The following is a 15,871-nucleotide window of genomic DNA, read 5'->3' as shown; positions in this document are numbered from 1 at the left end:
GGTCACAGGTTCTTGAGCTCGCTGACCACCTCGGCTACCGACGACTTCGCGTCGCCGAACAGCATGGTGGTCTTCGGGTCGACGAACAGCTCGTTGTCGATGCCCGCGAACCCGGCGCTCATCGACCGCTTGAGCACGATGACCGACCGACTCGACACCACGTCGAGGACGGGCATGCCGTAGATCGGTGAGTCGGGGTCCGTGCGGGCGGCCGGGTTGACGACGTCGTTGGCGCCGATCACCAACGCCACGTCGGTCTGCGGCAGCAGCGCGTTGCTCTCGTCGAGTCCCTTGAGCGCCTCGTACGGCACGTCGGCCTCGGCCAGCAGCACGTTCATGTGCCCCGGCATCCGCCCGGCCACGGGATGGACGGCGTAGCTGACCTCCACGCCCTTGCGCTCCAGGAGGTCGGCCATCTCGCGCACCACGTGCTGGGCCTGGGCGACGGCCATGCCGTAGCCGGGCACGACGACGACCCGGTTGGCGTAGGCGAGCTGGATGGCGACGTCGGAGGCAGTCGTGGACCGCACGGGCCGGTCGTCGGTACGCGCGGCCCCCGAGGACTCCGACGCGCCGAAACCACCGGCGAGGATCGAGACCAGCGACCGGTTCATCGCCTTGGCCATCAGGTGGGTGAGGATCGACCCGGACGCGCCGACGAGCATGCCCGCCACGATGAGGGCCGTGTTGTCGAGCGCGAGCCCCATCGCGGCGGCCGACAACCCCGTGGCCGCGTTGAGCAACGAGATCACGACCGGCATGTCGGCACCGCCGATGGGCAGCACCATGAGCACGCCGAAGAACGCCGACGACAGAAGCACCCCGATGACGAGCCACTCCGACACACCGCCCGCCATGACCGTGATCGCGTAGGCGAGCGCGGCGGCCAGCGCCACCACCGTGAGAGGGCGGTGCAGTAACCCGATGGTGATCGGCCGGGTGGGCAGCCAGGCCTGGAGCTTGCCGAACGCGATCAGCGAACCCCAGAACGACATGGAACCGATGAGCGCGGCGAAGAGCGACGCCACGGCGACGTAGAGCGGCAACCCGACGTAGCCTGCGGTGTCCCGGAACTCGACCCACGCGATGAGCGCCACGGCACCGCCGCCGACGCCGTTGAACAACGCCACCATCTGCGGCATCGCCGTCATCTTCACCCGGCGCGCCGCGGGGACCCCCACGATCGTTCCCAGCACCAGGCCGAGCACGATCAGCCACCAGTTCCCCATGCCGGGCAGCAGCGTCGAAACGATGGCGACGGCCATGCCCGCCGCCGCGGTCCAGTTGCCGCGCACGGCCGTCCTCGGGCCCCGCAGCCCCATGAGTCCGAGGATGAACAGCGAGAACGCGACGAGGTACCCGACCGAGGCGACCGTGCTCATGAGCGCGCTCCCCGCGACGGCTCGGAGTCACCGGAGGACTCCGGTTTCCGTTTGAACATCCCGAGCATCCGGTCGGTCACGAGGAAACCGCCGACGATGTTGATCGTTCCGAACGCGATGGCGAGCACGAGCAGGACCTTGTTGAGCACCCCCTCGGTGCCGAGCCCCAGCACGATGAGGCCGCCGAGGAGCACGATGCCGTGTATGGCGTTCGTTCCCGACATCAACGGCGTGTGCAGGGTGGCGGGCACCTTCGAGATCACCAGGAAGCCGACGAAGCCCGCGAGGACGAGCACCGCCAGGTTCTGCACCAGCATCAGTCGCCCTCCTCGTCGTTCGCGGTGACGCGGGCGCTCGCGAGGATCTCGTCCTCGGTGTCGAGGGAGAGGCGTCCCTCGTCGTCGAGCATCAGGCCGAGCAGCTCCATGAGATTGCGGGAGTAGAGGTCGCTGGCGTGGACGGCGCACTCCGAGGGCAGGTTGAGCGGCGAGCAAATCGTCACGTCGTGGACCACTGTCTCCTCGCCGGGGACGGAGAGCTCGCAGTTGCCCCCGGTCTCCCCCGCCAGATCCACCACCACGCTGCCGGGCCTCATTCCGCGGACGGCCTCGGCGGTGACCAAAGTCGGCGCGCGACGGCCCGGTACCTGCGCCGTGGTGATGACGACGTCGAAGTCCGAGATCGCCTCGGTGAGTCGGCGCTGCTGTTCGGCGCGTTCGTCCTCGGTCAGTTCCCGTGCGTAGCCCCCTTCCCCCTCCGCCACGACGCCGAGGTCGAGCCAGGTCGCCCCCACCGACCGGACCTGGTCGGCCACCTCGGGCCGCACGTCGTAGCCCGTGGTCCTCGCGCCGAGGCGCTTGGCCGTGGCGAGTGCCTGGAGCCCGGCCACCCCGGCACCGAGAACGAGCACTGAGGCGGGGGGCACCGTGCCCGCCGCCGTGGTGAGCATGGGGAAGAAACGCGGGAGCCGCTCCGCCGCGAGCAACGCCGCCCGATATCCCGCGACACTGGCCTGCGACGACAACGCGTCCATGCTCTGGGCCCGCGAGATCCGGGGCACGGCCTCCACGGCGAACGCGTGGACGCCCGCCTTGCGCAGGGCCGTGAGCTCCTCGCCGTGCGTGGCCGGGGCGAGGAACCCGATCAGGACCGTTCCCGAGGAAAGCCGGTTCACCTCGGAGACGCTCGGCGGAGTCACCCTGAGCACGACGTCGGCGTCCCAGGGATCGCCCAGCTCGGCTCCCGCGGCCCGGTAGTCCTCGTCGCTGTGCCACGCCGCCGCGCCCGCTCCCGGCTCGCAGACGACCCGCAGGCCCCGCGCGGTCAGCTGGGCGACGTGGGACGGCACGAGCGCCACCCGGCGTTCTCCCGGAGCGGTCTCGGCCACCACCCCGATACGAACCGGCGTCGATGTGTCGGTCACTGGTGACCTCCTCGGGGGCGAGTACGACGAGCTCGCTCTCCCGCTACGGTATTCACCTCACGTGATCCACGCCATAGCGGAAGCGGCGGATCGAACCCGCCAACGACTACCGTCGAGGCATGTACTCCACGGAGATCGAGATCAAGACCGGCTCCCGTGCCGTGGTGCACGACCTCACCGCCGACGCCCGGCACTTCCTCGCCGAGGCCGACGCGCGCGACGGACTGCTGCACGTGTGGGTGCCGCACGCCACCGCGGGACTCGCCGTGATCGAGACCGGGGCGGGCAGCGACGACGACCTGCTCGCGGCCCTCGACGACCTCCTGCCGAGGGACGGCCGGTGGCGGCATCGGCACGGCAGCCCGGGACACGGCCGCGACCACGTGCTGCCCGCGTTCCTCCCGCCGTACGCCACGGTGCCCGTACTGGACGGCTCGCTCGCGCTCGGCACCTGGCAGTCGATCTGTCTCGTCGACACCAACGTCGACAACCCCACGCGCCGCGTCCGGTTCTCGTACCTGGCGGGCTGACCGGGACGGCGGGGCACTCGCGTCAGCGCGTGGGAGTCACGACCGTGGTTTCCAGCTCGTCCTCGGGCACCGTCCGCAGGCTCGTCAGGATTCGAACGAAGTCGCTTTCCGAGGGGCTGTCCGAACCGACCCGGCCCTCGTAGACCATCAGCACCGGGACGGACTTCTCCTTCTCCGGCGGCTCGACGGCGAGCGCACCGACCAGCGCCTTCTCCGGAAGACACTCCTCCTCGCCGGGGTCCGTCACGGTCACCTCGGCGAGGACGAGTTCCGCCCGTGTCCCCTCCGCGATCGACACCTTGACGGATCGCCGCTCGACCACCTCGACCTTCGGCTCCTCGCCGCCGTCGGGGGTGTAGGCGTACCGCGCGAGTTCCTCCACCTGCTCGGTCGCCGCCGCGGCGGCGTCGTTCCCGGAGGCCGTTGCCATCCCGCTGCCCCCGCGCTGAAGGGTCTCATCGCCGGGGCAGAAACCCTCGTCGACGAAGGCGCTCGTCACGAGGACGTACTGGGAGCCGTCCGACTCCCACCCGTGGATCGTGTCCGGCCTTGGCTCCCAGTCCGGCGGCACGTCGTAGGCGTAGACGCCGTCGCTGTGCACCACGGACTGCCACCCCTTCACCGCCGGGGGCGCGACGACACGGGTCTCCGGGCGGGGAGGGGGAGGTGAGTAGTCGACGAACGACTCGTCCTCGTCGTCCGTGTCACCCCCGAAGAAGGAGTAGAGAAGGCCGAAGAAGAAGACGGGGATGAGCCCGACCACCGACCCCACCTTCCGGCCCCGCCGAGGCCCCGACGCCTCGGACGAACTCGGCTCCGGCGAGGCCGTCGGCAGAGGTGGTTGCGACGACGGTGTGAGGGGCCGCGACGACGGCGTCAACGGCTGCGGTGACGTCCCGAACGTGGGCGGCGTGGGCTCGGCCGGCTCGTACCCACCGAAGCCCTTGAGCGCCGCGCGGTCCTCGTACCCCTGGAACTGTTCCTTACGCCTGCGGAACCACCCCATGCGGTGGCAGCCTACCCGCGGACGATCTCCAACAGGTGGTCCACGGCCGAATCCACGGCCACCTCGGTGCGCTCACCCGTGGCACGGTCCTTGACCTCGACGACGCCCTTCGCCAGCCCTCGGCCGACGACCACGATGGTCGGCACACCGATCAACTCCGCGTCGGCGAACTTGACTCCGGGGGTGGCCTTGCGGTCGTCGAGCAGCACTCGGACACCGCGCTCGGACAGCTCCGCGGCGAGCCGCTCCGCGCCCTCGGCGATGCTCGCGTCCTTGCCCGCGATCACCATGTGCACGTCTGCCGGAGCCACCACCCGCGGCCACACCAGACCCAGCTCGTCGTGGTGCTGCTCGGCGATCGCCGCCACGAGGCGGGAGACCCCGATGCCGTACGACCCCATCGTGATGCGGATCGGCTTGGAGTCGGGGCCCAGCGCGTCGAGCTCGAACGCGTCGGTGTACTTGCGGCCGAGCTGGAAGATATGGCCGATCTCGATGCCGCGCGCGGACACCAGCGTGCCCTTGCCGTCCGGCGAGGGGTCGCCCTCCCGTACCTCGGCGGCCTCCACGGTGCCGTCGGGGGTGAAGTCACGGCCGCACACGAGGTCCACGACGTGGTGGTCGGGCTTGTCCGCGCCCGTCACCCACGCGGTGCCGCGCACCACGCGCGGGTCCACCAGGTACCGCACGCCGTTGGCCTGCAACGCTCCGGGCCCGATGTAGCCCTTGACGAGGAAGGGATTGGCGGCGAAGTCGGCGTCCTCCAGCAGCTCGACCTCGGCGGGCGCGAGGGAGGCCTCCAGCCGCTTCATGTCGACCTCGCGGTCACCGGGCACGCCGACACCGAGCAGCTTCCACTCCTTCTCCCCCGGCATGCGCGTCTTCACCATGACGTTTTTCAGGGTGTCGGCGGCGGTGAAGGTCCTGCCGAGGTCGGCGTTGTTGAGGAAGTCCACCAGGCTCTCGATAGTGGGCGTTCCCGGCGTGTAGTGCACCTGCGCGGCGGGCTTGTCGTCCACGGACTGTTCCGGCGGCGCGGGCGTGACGACGGCCTCGACGTTGGCCGCGTAGTCGGACTCCGTGCTGCGGACGTAGGTGTCCTCACCCGTGTCGGCGACGGCGAGGAACTCCTCCGACGCCGAACCGCCCATCGCCCCGGACGTGGCCGCGACGACCACGTAGTCCAGCCCCACGCGGTCGAAGATCTTCAGGTAGGCGTCGCGGTGGAGCTGGTACGACCGGGCCAGTCCCTCGTCGTCGAGGTCGAACGAGTAGGAGTCCTTCATGACGAACTCGCGGCCACGCAGGATGCCCGCTCGCGGACGCGCCTCGTCACGGTACTTGGTCTGGATCTGGTAGAGGATGACCGGGAAGTCCCGGTAGGAGGAGTACTCCCCCTTCACCGTGAGCGTGAACAGCTCCTCGTGGGTGGGACCCAGCAAGTAGTCGGCGCCCTTGCGGTCGACGAGGCGGAACAGGCTCGGGCCGTACTCCGTCCAGCGGCCCGTCTTCTCGTACGGCTCCTTCGGCAGCAGAGCGGGGAACTGGATCTCCTGCGCGCCGATGGCGTCCATCTCCTCGCGCACGATCGCCTCGATGTTGCGCAGGACCTTCAGCCCCAACGGCAGCCAGGAGTACCCGCCCGGCGCGACCCGTCGGACGTATCCGGCCCTGACCAACAGCTTGTGGCTGGGCACCTCGGCGTCGGCCGGGTCCTCACGCAGGGTGCGCAGGAACAGCGACGACATCCTGGTGATCACGGTGTTCTCCTTGGCGTTTCGGCACGGAATGACCCGCGAGAAGGGCTGTCTGGAAAGACTAGTCGGCACCGTTCGCGCGACTGCAACCGGGATTTGTCGCTCCCGCCGCCCACCGGCGTGCCACGACACGGCCGCCGGGGGGGACCGGCCCGGCTCGCTCTCGGCGGTGGTCGCCCGCCACTAAGCTGCCCGCCGTGCTCGTGTTGTTGCCTCCCTCCGAGACCAAGGCCGACGGCGGCGACGGCCGCTGCCTCGACCTGGACGCGCTGTCGTTTCCCGAACTGAACCCGGTGCGCCGCAAACTGGCCGACGCGCTCGTGGAACTGGCCGCCGACGTGCCCGCCAGCCTGGCGGCACTGGGACTGTCCGAACGGCAACGCGGCGAGGTGGAGCGCAACGCGCGACTGTGGTCGTCGCCGACCACCCCGGCCCTGCTGCGTTACACGGGCGTGCTCTACGACGCTCTCGCAGCCGCCGAGTTCACCGACGCGGAACGGAAGCGGGCACATCGGCGACTCGCGGTGGCCTCGGCGCTGTTCGGCGTGGTGCGCGCGGGCGACCCGATTCCCGCCTACCGGCTGTCGGGCGGCTCCACGCTGCCCGGTCTCGGATCACTGCGCTCGGTGTGGCGGCCGGTACTCGAACCGGTGCTGGCCGACGTCGACGACCTCGTCGTGGACCTGCGTTCGGGCGCCTACGCCGCTCTCGCCCGCATTCCCGGCGCGGTGACCGTGCGGGTCGTCACCGAGGACGCTCGGGGACGCCGCAAGACGGTGAGCCACCACAACAAGGCCCACAAGGGCAGGCTCGCCGCCGCGCTGGCCACCACCGCGACCGAACCCGCCGGCCCCGAGGACGTCGTGGCGGTGGCCGAAGCCGCGGGCATCAGGTGCGAGCAAGTCTCCGAAACCGCGCTGGAGATCGTCACCGGGCCGTGAACCGCCGTGGGCTCACGGCGTCGAGCTCGGTCTCCGGCCGCTCGCCCAGGACGATCTGCGCCACGAGTCGTCCCGCGTACGGCCCCACCGTCAGCCCCGCGGGCCCGAATCCGGTGGACAACACCACTTCCGGGTGATCGTCGAGGGCCCCGACGACCGGCAACCCGTCCTCCGTGGCGGGCCGGAACCCGACACGGGTCTCGATCACCGTCGCCGTCCCCAGCCCCGGCGCGACGCGGAGCGCGTGGTCGAGGACCTCGCGTTGCCCCTCGGCCGTGACGCGGTAGTCGAACCCCGATCCCGTCTCGCGGGTCGCGCCCGCCACCACGCGGGAGTCGGGAAAGGCCAGCAGGTAGTGGCTCGACGGCGGCAGCACCACCGGCCACGCCGACGTGTCGGTACCGGACAGTCCGAAGTGACTGATCTGCCCACGCTGCGGCTCCACCGCCGGGCGCACCCCGAGCGGAGCTAGCACGGCCGGGCTCCAGGCCCCGGCCGCCACGACCACCGCGTCGGCGTCCACCCGCTCACCGGCGACCACGACGCCACGGACCCTTCCGTCCGTGGTGACGAGTTCCGCCCGTCCGGTCACGGAGCGCGCCCCGTGCCGCCCGGCCGCCCTCAGCAACGCCGCACGCAGCGCCCGGCCGTCCACGCGTCCGGCTCCGGTGACGTGGACGGCACCGAAGCCCTCGGCCAGGGGTGGGAACAGTTCACGGGCCTCCTTCGGGTCGAGCACGCTCACCTCGCCGAGTTCCGGCCATCGCCGCGCCCGTCGCGTGAGTCGTTCCGCCGTCTCGGCCAGCACGGTGTCGTCCTCCGAGACCACCAGTCCACCGACGATCGCGAACGACGTGTTGTCCTCGCCTTCCTCGGCGAGTTCACCGATGAGGGTCGGGTAGTAGGCGCCCGCCCTCACTTCCAGCGCGAGTACGTCCTCCTCGGCGCGCCGCGAGGTCCAGGGGCTGATGATGCCCGCTCCCGCCGAGGTCGCCGCCCCGTTTTCGTTCGCGTCCACGACGACGACCTCCGCCCCACGACGGGCGAGGTGGTAGGCGCACGACGCTCCCCCGATACCCGAACCGATCACGACCACTCGCATGGTCGCAAGCCTCGCAACGGCCCGCCGGAGGAGCAAGGTCTTTTTCGGCCTCCAGTTCGGCGGCCGGGGCGGCCCCCGCGGTCTCGGGTAGACTTCGGGTACGCACCGCCCGGACACCACTGCCGTGTCGCGGTGCGATTCATCCGTCAACGGCGCGCCCCGCGCCGGGTTCGTCCTTGGTCACGCCCACCGACCTCCGTCGCGGTCCGCCCTGCACTCGGGCACTCGGGCGCCTCCTTGTGACGTGCCACGTCCGAGAGGCACTAGTGACCGAAACCCTCATGACAGCCCCCGCCGCGTCCCCTTCCGTGTCCGGCGTGACCACGTTCGCCGAGCTGAACCTTCCGCAACCGCTGAACCGCGCGCTGGGAAAGGCGGGAATGCGGACTCCCTTCCCCATCCAGGCGGCCACCCTGCCCGACGCGCTCGCCGGGCGCGACGTACTCGGCCGCGCCCAGACCGGCTCGGGCAAGACGCTGGCCTTCGGCCTCGCCCTGCTGGCCCGGTTGTCCGGCGGCAAGGCCGCCGCCCGGCGCCCGAGGGCGCTCGTGCTCGTCCCCACCCGCGAACTCGCCATGCAGGTGGCCGACGTGCTCATTCCGCTGGCCAAGGCCACGAACCTGTGGTGCCGCACCGCGGTGGGCGGCATGTCGATGCAGCGCCAGGTTGACGCACTCGCTCGCGGCGTCGACCTGCTCATCGCCACCCCGGGACGCCTGTCCGACCACGTGCGGCAGGGCACCTGCGTACTCGACGAGGTCGAGATGGTCGCGCTCGACGAGGCCGACCAGATGGCCGACATGGGCTTCCTGCCGCAGGTGCGCGAGATCCTCGATCTGACGCCCCGCGACGGGCAGCGCCTGCTGTTCTCGGCGACCCTCGACGACGCCGTGGAGAACCTCGTCCGCGCCTATCTCACCGATCCAGTCACCCACTCGGTCGCCCCCGCCACCGCGAGCGTGGACACCATGGACCACTACCTGCTGCAGGTCGACCACCGCGACAAGCAGGCCGTCGTCACGGAGATCGCCGCGAGGGAGGGACGCACGATCCTGTTCGTGCGCACCAAGCACCACGTCGACCGGCTCACCACTCGGCTGCGCGCCAACGGGGTCCACGCGGGCGCCTTGCACGGCGGTAAGACCCAGGGCCAACGCAACCGGGTGCTCGACGACTTCCGCAGCGGTCGGGTCCCCGTCCTGGTGGCCACCGACGTCGCCGCCCGTGGCATCCATGTCGACGACGTGAGCCTCGTGCTCCACGTCGACCCGGCGGCCGATCACAAGGACTACCTGCATCGCGCGGGCCGTACCGCGCGGGCGGGCGCCTCGGGCGTCGTCGTGACCCTGGTGACGCGCGAACAACGCCGTACCGTTCGCCGGATGACCGACCGGGCCGGAGTACGTCCGCGACACGCCATCGTGCGTCCCGGCGACGCGGAGCTGGCCCGGATCACCGGTGCCCGCACCCCGAGCGGCGTCCCCGTGGTCGAGCGCGTGCGCTCCTACCGGCCGTCACGTCCGGGCGTACGCGGACCGCGACCACGGCACGGCCGGGGGCGCGAACCTCGGCGTGGTTCCGCCGGCCGCCGGAACGCCGCGGCGTGACGCGGGTTCACAGGGTGATGAGTTCGAAATCCGTGGCGAGTACGCCACCGAAACGACGGCCGCACGCCTCGGCGTACTCGCGCAGGAACCGACGCGCGTCTTCCTCGGTCTGCCCGAGTCCCTCCAGGTAGGCGCGGTGGCACAGCAGGGACTCCACCGCACGTTCGAACGTCGAGGTGATGTCCACCGCGTGCGTGGCCATCGGTGAGGCCGCCACCGCCACCCACCGGACTCCCTGCCACGGGTGAAGCCCACCGGCGAGCAGATCCTGGAACACCCAGCGGTTCCCGGCGTCCCGGATCGCGTCGAGGGTGGCCTGGCCCACGTGCCGGTGGTCGGCCATGTTGAGGCCGCCTCCCGACCACGTGTCCCGGTGGTTGATGATCACCACGAGTTCGGGCCGGTGCTTGCGGATCGCCGCGGCGATGTCACGGCGCAGTTCCAGGCCGTACTCGATCACGCCGTCCGGGTGGTCGAGGAACTCCACCCGCTCGACCCCGACCACGCGGGCGCTGGCGATCTGCTCCCGCTCGCGCACCACCTCGGCCTCCTCCGGGGGCATGTGGTCGATGCCGGCCTCTCCTCGGGTGGCCAACAGGTACGACACCTCGCGCCCCTCGGCCGTCCATCCGGCGACGGCTCCGGCGCAGCCGTACTCCATGTCGTCGGGATGAGCCACCACCGCCAACGCCCGCCGCCAGTCCTCGGGCATCGGCAGTAGCCGCCGCGCGTCGTCGCTCACCCTGTCCCTCCTCAACTCCCGTTCAATGCGAGACTGCCAGCGTGAACGCACCAGGCTCAACCCGCTCGGCAACGCCTCCGGAGCACGTTTTCGACTGGCTCGACGACGCCGCGGCACGACGCGCCGACGCGGGCTTGGTCCGCACGCTGACCTCGCGCCCGGCCGAGTCGAAGCGGCTCGATCTCGCGGGCAACGACTACCTCGGTCTCGCCCGCGACAAGCGGGTCGCCGGGGCGGCCGCCGCCGCGGCGTTGAAGTGGGGAGCCGGGGCGACGGGCTCGCGGCTGGTGACCGGGTCGACCGAGGTCCACGCCGAGCTGGAGTACGAACTGGCCCGGTTCTGCGGCGCACAGGCGGCCCTGGTGTTCTCGTCGGGATTCGCCGCCAATCTCGGTGCCGTGACGGCGCTGACCGGCAAGGAGGCGGCCATCGTCACCGACTCCTACATCCATGCGTCCCTGGTCGAGGGCTGCCGGCTGTCCCGCGCTGACCTCGCCGTGGTGGAGCACAACAACCCCGGAGCGGTCGAGCACGCGCTCGCGACCCGACGCAAGCAGCGCGCCCTCGTGGTCACCGACTCGGTGTTCTCCGTGGACGGCGATCTGGCTCCGCTGCGCGAGCTGTCGGCCGCGTGCCGACGGCACTCCGCGGCCCTGCTCGTGGACGACGCCCACGGCCTCGGGGTTCTCGGGGACGGCGGGCGGGGCGCCGTGCACGCGGCGGGGCTCGCCGGAGAGCCCGACGTCGTCACCACCGTGACGCTGTCGAAGTCGTTGGGGGCGCAGGGCGGTGCCGTCCTCGGACCTCGGCGAGTGATCAAGCACCTGGTGAACACGGCTCGGAGCTTCATCTTCGACACGGCACTCGCCCCCGCGAGCGCGGCGGCCGCCCTCGCGGCCCTGCGCGTGCTGCGCGACGAACCGGAGCTGGCCGAGCGTGTCCGCACCCGAGCACGCGAGCTGGCCGACCGGTTGACGGACGCCGGGTTCGGGGTGAGCGCACCCGAGGCGGCCGTGGTGTCGGTGCGCGCCCCGTCCGCGGACGAGGCCGCGGCCTGGGCGGCTCGCTGCGCGGAGAGGGGCGTGGACGTCGGGTGTTTCCGCCCGCCGTCGGTGCCCGACGGCGTGGCCCGTCTTCGCCTGACCGCGAAAGCCGACCTCTCCGAGCCGGAGCTCGACCGCGCGGTCACGGTCCTCACCGAGACCGCCCCGCCGAGCGCCCGTCGCTGACGAGGTCCGTCAGCGACGGCGCATCGTCACGTGCGGGATGCCGTCCTCCAGGAACTCCTCCCCTTCGGGCCGGAAGCCGAAGCGCTCGTAGAAGCCCGTCGCGTACGTCTGGGCGTCGAGCACGGACTCCGTGTCGCCGATCAACTCCAGCGCCTCGCGCATCAGCACGGCCCCCACACCGGTGCCACGCGCGAACCGGGCCGTGCACACCCGCCCGATCCGCTGGACGCCGCCTTCCTCGGCCAGGACCCGCAGACACCCCGCGACCCGGTCGTCGGACGTCGTGGCCCACACATGACGGGTGTCCGGAAGCAGGTCCCTTCCGTCGAGTTCCGGGTACGGGCATTCCTGTTCGACCACGAAGACGTCCACCCGCAACCGCAACAACGCGTAGAGCTCGGCCGAGGTCAGCTCGGTGCCGGAGCGGACGGCGATGGAGAGTTGCTCGGGACGACGGGAGACAGCGGGATCAGTCACCCGTATTGCGTACCAGGTCGGCCCTGATGTCGTCGGTGTAGGTCGACACCCGCGTGTAGACACCGGGCGTCTCGGGCTTGGCGCACCCGTCGCCCCACGACACGATGCCGATGACGACGTCGCCCACCAGCAACGGACCACCGGAGTCGCCCTGGCAGGCGTCGATGCCACCCGAGTCGTATCCGGCGCACACCATCGTGTCCGCGTCGAACGAGCGGAACACCCGCGCGCACTCGCTGTCCGAGACCAACGGGACCTCGGCGGCGCGCAGGGAACCGGGCTTGGGACCGTTCTCGAACAGCCGCCCCCACCCCACGACGGTGGCCATGGTTCCCGGCTCGTACAGGTGGTCGTCGGAGCTCCTCGGCAACCGTGCGGGAGACGCGGACACCGGCTCCGACAACGTGAGCACGGCGATGTCGTCGCCGGAGAGCGGGTCGCTGTATCCCGGCGCCACCCACACGTCGTCGACGCCGACCTCCGTGCCCCGGTTCGAAGCCGTGCGCTCGCGGCCCACGACCACCCCGATGTCGGCCTGTCGCACGGCGAGCGCGCAATGAGCGGCGGTGAGGACCTCGGTCTCCGAGATCACCGTGCCGCCGCAGTACTGGTTGCCTCGGCCGTCGACGAGGTACACGGCGTACGGATAGTCCTCTATGGACGCCGAGTCGCCGCCGACGACGGGCTGCATCCCGGCCGCGTGACCGGCCGACGCGCACACCGCCCCGGTCAGCACCGCCAAGGTCACTCCGAGTCGGCGTCGGATGTTCGTGAACACGCTGGCTCTCCCCTCCTGTCGCACAACACAACCACCCTAGGTCCAAGACCCGTCACGTGCTGTCACTGAAAGGGGTGGATTGCCACGAACCCCGCGAGAACCACACGAGGCGGGGACCTCGCCTTCCGGTCCCCACCTCGGCGTCACACCGGGGAACGGGAACAATGCGGGCGGCTTCCCCGTTCGAGCCCAAGGGCGTGGCCGAACCCCGGCCACGTCGTCGTGCCGACCGTGAAAGGTGCTGCCGTGCCCCACTACGACCTCGTCATCGTCGGAACGGGATCGGGCAACTCGATCCTCGACGCCCGCTTCGCCGACCGGAAAGTCGCGATCGTGGAGAAGGGGGTGTTCGGCGGCACGTGCCTGAACGTGGGTTGTATCCCCACGAAGATGTTCGTCCACCCCGCCGACCTGGCCTCCTCCCCAGCGCCCGCCGGTCGCCTCGGGGTCGACCTGGAGCTTCGCAACGTGCGGTGGCGCGAGATCCGGGACCGGATCTTCGGTCGTATCGACGCCATCGCCGAGGGCGGCCGGCGATACCGCATCGAGCACGAGGACAACGCGAACGTCACCGTGTACGAGGGCGAGGCTCGCTTCACCGGGTACAAGAAGCTCACCGTGCGCCTGGCCGACGGCGAGGAGACACTGACGGCCGATCAGTTCGTCCTGGCGGCCGGGGGCAGGGCCACCGTGCCCGAGATCCCCGGACTGGCCGACGTCGACTACCACACGTCCGACACCGTGATGCGCATCGACGAGCTGCCGCGCCGCGTCGTGATCCTGGGCAGCGGGTTCGTCAGCGCCGAGTTCGCCCACGTGTTCGCGTCGTTCGGCGTCGACGTCACCGTCGTGGCCCGTTCGGGCGCGCTCCTGCGCCGGGAGGACGAGGACATCAGCCGCCGGTTCACCGAACTCGCCTCCCGTCGCTTCGACGTACGGCTGAACCGACGCGCGGTGAAGGCCCGCCGCACGCCCGAGGGAGTGGCGCTCGACCTGGAGGGTCCCGGCGGAGCCGAGACCGTCGAAGGTGACCTGCTGCTCGTCGCCACGGGACGCAGGCCGAACTCGGACCTCCTCGACGTCGCCGCCACCGGCATCTCCACCCTCCCCAGTGGACACGTCGTCGTGGACGAGTACCAGCGCACGGAGGTGGACGGCATCTACGCGCTCGGCGACTTGTCGTCGCCGTACGAGCTGAAGCACGTCGCCAACCACGAGGCCCGAGTCGTGCAGCACAACCTTCTACACCCCGACGACCCCGTGGCCTCCGACCACCGCTTCGTTCCGCACGCGGTGTTCACCTCGCCCCAGATCGCGTCCGTCGGCCTGACCGAGCGCGACGCCGCCGCCCGCGGCCTCCGCTACGTGACCGCCACCCAGGAGTACGCCGGGATCGCCTACGGCTGGGCGATGGAGGACGAGACCGGCTTCGCGAAGCTGCTCGCCGACCCGAGCACCGGGCAGCTGCTCGGCGCGCACATCATCGGTGCGCAGGCCCCGACGCTGATCCAGCCGCTCATCCAGGCCATGAGTTTCGGGCTCGACGCCGCCTCGATGGCCCGCGGCCAGTACTGGATCCACCCCGCGATGCCGGAACTCGTCGAGAACGCGTTGCTGGCGTTGCCGCTGGACGACTGAGCCGTCAGACGTAGCGGGGGCGTCCGGCGAGGTAGCCGAAGACGACCTGGAAGACCACCACGACGAACAGGAAGACGAACGGCACGGTCCAGCCGCCGGTGAGATCGTGCAGCAGTCCGAACAAAAACGGTCCCGCGGCGGCCAGAAGGTAGCCAAAGCCCTGGGACATCCCGGACAGGGCTGCAGTGTCGGCGCTGTTCCTGGCACGCAACGCGATGGTGGTCAGGGCGAGGGAGAACACGCTCATCCCGAACCCGATCAGCACCGACCAGAGCACGGGGGAGGCCGACGGCGCGAACAACAGCCCGAGGACACCCGCGCCGCCGAGCAGGCTGAGCGACACGATCCAGCCGCTCTGGCTTCCGCTGCGGGCGGCGACGGCGGGGATGGTCAGGCTCACGGACAACCCCAGCAGGGACACCAGTCCGAGCAGCAGCCCCGCCGTTCCCCGGCTGACACCGGCGTCCATGAGCACCTGAGGCAACCAGCCCATGACGATGTAGGCGAGACACGACTGGCAACCGAAGAAGGCGGTGACGACCCAGGCCAACGGCACTCGCAACAGCGAACGGCGCCCGCCCTCGGACTCCTCCGTGGCGCCCCGGCTCCGCAGCCCCGAGGCGTTCGTGGTCGCGATCAGCCACACGATCAGGGCTCCGACCGCGAGGACTGCCCAGCTCCCCAACGCGGCTCGCCAGCCTCCGAAGGCCCCTTCCATCGGGGGCGTCACCGACGACCCCAGAGCACCGCCGAGCTGCATCGCGGCGGTGTAGACCCCGGTCACCAACCCCACCCTGGCGGCGAACGACGCCTTGACCACCACGGGGATGAGCACGTTGGCCAACGCGATGCCCGTGCAGGCCACCAGCGTGCCCCCGAGCACCACGAACGGGCCCGCCAGCACCCGTAGGACCGTGCCGATCCCCAGCGCGAGCAACGCCGTGGCGACGGCGGCCCGCAGGCCGATCCGCCGAGCCAGCCGCGGCGCGGCGAGGCCGGCGAGAGCGAAGCACAAACCGGGCAATGTGGTCAGCGCACCGGCCCAGGTGTTGGAGGCGCCGAGGCCGTCGCGCATCTCGTCGAGCACCGACCCCACCGACGTGATGGCGGGCCTGAGATTGAGCGCCGCCAGCACCACGGCGACGGCCAGGAGTCCACCACCGAGCGCGAGGCTCGTGCGATCGACCGAATCGGCTCCCGGCTCGGGCCCCTCGGAGCTCGTCGTGTCTTGCACGGATACCTCGCGATCGATCGACATG

The 15,871-nt window shown here is 70.9% G+C and carries 15 protein-coding genes; 5 read left to right on the top strand and 10 right to left on the bottom strand.

Features of this window, described 5'->3' with window-relative positions; all coding sequences use genetic code 11:
- Positions 1-2 precede the first annotated feature (2 nt).
- Genes SACGLDRAFT_RS05270 through SACGLDRAFT_RS05260 form a run of 3 tightly spaced genes read right to left on the bottom strand, consistent with a single transcriptional unit; the run spans position 3 to position 2,805 of the window.
- Positions 3-1,382 carry an NAD(P)(+) transhydrogenase (Re/Si-specific) subunit beta gene (locus tag SACGLDRAFT_RS05270; protein ID WP_005462413.1) on the bottom strand — a complete coding sequence of 460 codons (1,380 nt, stop codon included), beginning with the start codon at positions 1,380-1,382 and terminating at the stop codon, positions 3-5.
- Positions 1,379-1,699: an NAD(P) transhydrogenase subunit alpha gene (locus SACGLDRAFT_RS05265; RefSeq protein WP_005462411.1), complete on the bottom strand. Its 321-nt coding sequence runs from the start codon at positions 1,697-1,699 to the stop codon at positions 1,379-1,381. The genes SACGLDRAFT_RS05270 and SACGLDRAFT_RS05265 overlap by 4 nt, the downstream gene beginning before the upstream one ends.
- Positions 1,699-2,805 carry a Re/Si-specific NAD(P)(+) transhydrogenase subunit alpha gene (locus tag SACGLDRAFT_RS05260; protein WP_005462409.1) on the bottom strand — a complete coding sequence of 369 codons (1,107 nt, stop codon included), beginning with the start codon at positions 2,803-2,805 and terminating at the stop codon, positions 1,699-1,701. Before SACGLDRAFT_RS05260 ends, SACGLDRAFT_RS05265 begins: the two co-directional genes overlap by 1 nt.
- Positions 2,806-2,924: 119 nt before the next feature.
- Between SACGLDRAFT_RS05260 and SACGLDRAFT_RS05255 the strand changes: the two genes are divergently transcribed.
- On the top strand, positions 2,925-3,335 hold the full coding sequence (locus SACGLDRAFT_RS05255) for a secondary thiamine-phosphate synthase enzyme YjbQ (RefSeq protein WP_005462407.1): 411 nt from the start codon (positions 2,925-2,927) through the stop codon (positions 3,333-3,335).
- Between the two features lie 22 nt (positions 3,336-3,357).
- Here SACGLDRAFT_RS05255 and SACGLDRAFT_RS05250 read toward each other — a convergent pair whose 3' ends face one another.
- Positions 3,358-4,341 (bottom strand): hypothetical protein, encoded by a 984-nt coding sequence (locus SACGLDRAFT_RS05250; RefSeq protein ID WP_005462405.1) that lies wholly within the window; start codon positions 4,339-4,341, stop codon positions 3,358-3,360.
- 11 nt (positions 4,342-4,352) lie between these two features.
- Complete coding sequence (locus tag SACGLDRAFT_RS05245; RefSeq protein ID WP_005462403.1) at positions 4,353-6,101, bottom strand: proline--tRNA ligase; 1,749 nt, start codon at positions 6,099-6,101, stop codon at positions 4,353-4,355.
- A 194-nt stretch (positions 6,102-6,295) separates the two neighbouring features.
- Here SACGLDRAFT_RS05245 and yaaA point away from each other — a divergent pair, with 194 nt between their 5' ends.
- Positions 6,296-7,039 carry a peroxide stress protein YaaA gene (gene yaaA, locus SACGLDRAFT_RS05240; RefSeq protein WP_005462400.1) on the top strand — a complete coding sequence of 248 codons (744 nt, stop codon included), beginning with the start codon at positions 6,296-6,298 and terminating at the stop codon, positions 7,037-7,039.
- Here the strand turns inward: yaaA and SACGLDRAFT_RS05235 are convergent.
- Entirely contained in the window at positions 7,026-8,141 is a 1,116-nt protein-coding gene (locus SACGLDRAFT_RS05235; protein ID WP_005462398.1) for an NAD(P)/FAD-dependent oxidoreductase, read from the bottom strand. The genes yaaA and SACGLDRAFT_RS05235 overlap by 14 nt on opposite strands.
- A 281-nt stretch (positions 8,142-8,422) precedes the next feature.
- On the opposite strand from SACGLDRAFT_RS05235, the gene SACGLDRAFT_RS05230 reads away from it, so the two are divergent.
- Positions 8,423-9,748 carry a DEAD/DEAH box helicase gene (locus tag SACGLDRAFT_RS05230; protein ID WP_040918588.1) on the top strand — a complete coding sequence of 442 codons (1,326 nt, stop codon included), beginning with the start codon at positions 8,423-8,425 and terminating at the stop codon, positions 9,746-9,748.
- 7 nt (positions 9,749-9,755) lie between these two features.
- Here the strand turns inward: SACGLDRAFT_RS05230 and SACGLDRAFT_RS05225 are convergent, their stop codons facing one another.
- Positions 9,756-10,490 (bottom strand): PIG-L deacetylase family protein, encoded by a 735-nt coding sequence (locus SACGLDRAFT_RS05225; protein WP_005462389.1) that lies wholly within the window; start codon positions 10,488-10,490, stop codon positions 9,756-9,758.
- Positions 10,491-10,531: 41 nt separating this feature from the next.
- On the opposite strand from SACGLDRAFT_RS05225, the gene SACGLDRAFT_RS05220 reads away from it, so the two are divergent.
- On the top strand, positions 10,532-11,719 hold the full coding sequence (locus tag SACGLDRAFT_RS05220) for an 8-amino-7-oxononanoate synthase (protein ID WP_005462388.1): 1,188 nt from the start codon (positions 10,532-10,534) through the stop codon (positions 11,717-11,719).
- A gap of 9 nt (positions 11,720-11,728) precedes the next feature.
- On the opposite strand, the gene SACGLDRAFT_RS05215 is transcribed toward SACGLDRAFT_RS05220, so the two are convergent.
- Together SACGLDRAFT_RS05215 and SACGLDRAFT_RS05210 are read right to left on the bottom strand one after the other, a co-directional pair.
- Positions 11,729-12,196 (bottom strand): GNAT family N-acetyltransferase, encoded by a 468-nt coding sequence (locus tag SACGLDRAFT_RS05215; RefSeq protein ID WP_005462387.1) that lies wholly within the window; start codon positions 12,194-12,196, stop codon positions 11,729-11,731.
- Complete coding sequence (locus SACGLDRAFT_RS05210; RefSeq protein WP_005462386.1) at positions 12,189-12,974, bottom strand: S1 family peptidase; 786 nt, start codon at positions 12,972-12,974, stop codon at positions 12,189-12,191. The genes SACGLDRAFT_RS05215 and SACGLDRAFT_RS05210 overlap by 8 nt, the downstream gene beginning before the upstream one ends.
- Positions 12,975-13,220: 246 nt before the next feature.
- Here SACGLDRAFT_RS05210 and SACGLDRAFT_RS05205 point away from each other — a divergent pair, with 246 nt between their 5' ends.
- Positions 13,221-14,612, top strand: a complete 1,392-nt coding sequence (locus tag SACGLDRAFT_RS05205) for a mycothione reductase (protein ID WP_005462385.1) — start codon at positions 13,221-13,223, stop codon at positions 14,610-14,612.
- 4 nt (positions 14,613-14,616) lie between these two features.
- On the opposite strand, the gene SACGLDRAFT_RS05200 is transcribed toward SACGLDRAFT_RS05205, so the two are convergent.
- The gene (locus SACGLDRAFT_RS05200; RefSeq protein WP_005462384.1) at positions 14,617-15,870 is read right to left on the bottom strand and encodes a CynX/NimT family MFS transporter; all 1,254 of its coding nucleotides are present in this window, start codon (positions 15,868-15,870) and stop codon (positions 14,617-14,619) included.
- Position 15,871: the final 1 nt, after the last annotated feature.

Origin of the sequence: Saccharomonospora glauca K62, assembly GCF_000243395.2 — a bacterium.
GTDB classification, from domain to species: domain Bacteria; phylum Actinomycetota; class Actinomycetes; order Mycobacteriales; family Pseudonocardiaceae; genus Saccharomonospora; species Saccharomonospora glauca.
The sequence above is the reverse complement of the archived record's forward strand: the minus strand, read 5'-3'. Positions and strand labels throughout refer to the sequence as shown.

What these genes read in the sequence shown, in the direction of transcription:
- SACGLDRAFT_RS05270 (WP_005462413.1), bottom strand. Translation starts at nt 1,382, where the DNA reads ATGAGCACGGTCGCCTCGGTCGGGTACCTCGTCGCGTTCTCGCTGTTC.
- SACGLDRAFT_RS05265 (WP_005462411.1), bottom strand. Translation starts at nt 1,699, where the DNA reads ATGCTGGTGCAGAACCTGGCGGTGCTCGTCCTCGCGGGCTTCGTCGGC.
- SACGLDRAFT_RS05255 (WP_005462407.1), top strand. Translation starts at nt 2,925, where the DNA reads ATGTACTCCACGGAGATCGAGATCAAGACCGGCTCCCGTGCCGTGGTG.
- SACGLDRAFT_RS05250 (WP_005462405.1), bottom strand. Translation starts at nt 4,341, where the DNA reads ATGGGGTGGTTCCGCAGGCGTAAGGAACAGTTCCAGGGGTACGAGGAC.
- SACGLDRAFT_RS05235 (WP_005462398.1), bottom strand. Translation starts at nt 8,141, where the DNA reads ATGCGAGTGGTCGTGATCGGTTCGGGTATCGGGGGAGCGTCGTGCGCC.
- SACGLDRAFT_RS05230 (WP_040918588.1), top strand. Translation starts at nt 8,423, where the DNA reads ATGACAGCCCCCGCCGCGTCCCCTTCCGTGTCCGGCGTGACCACGTTC.
- SACGLDRAFT_RS05200 (WP_005462384.1), bottom strand. Translation starts at nt 15,870, where the DNA reads ATGTCGATCGATCGCGAGGTATCCGTGCAAGACACGACGAGCTCCGAG.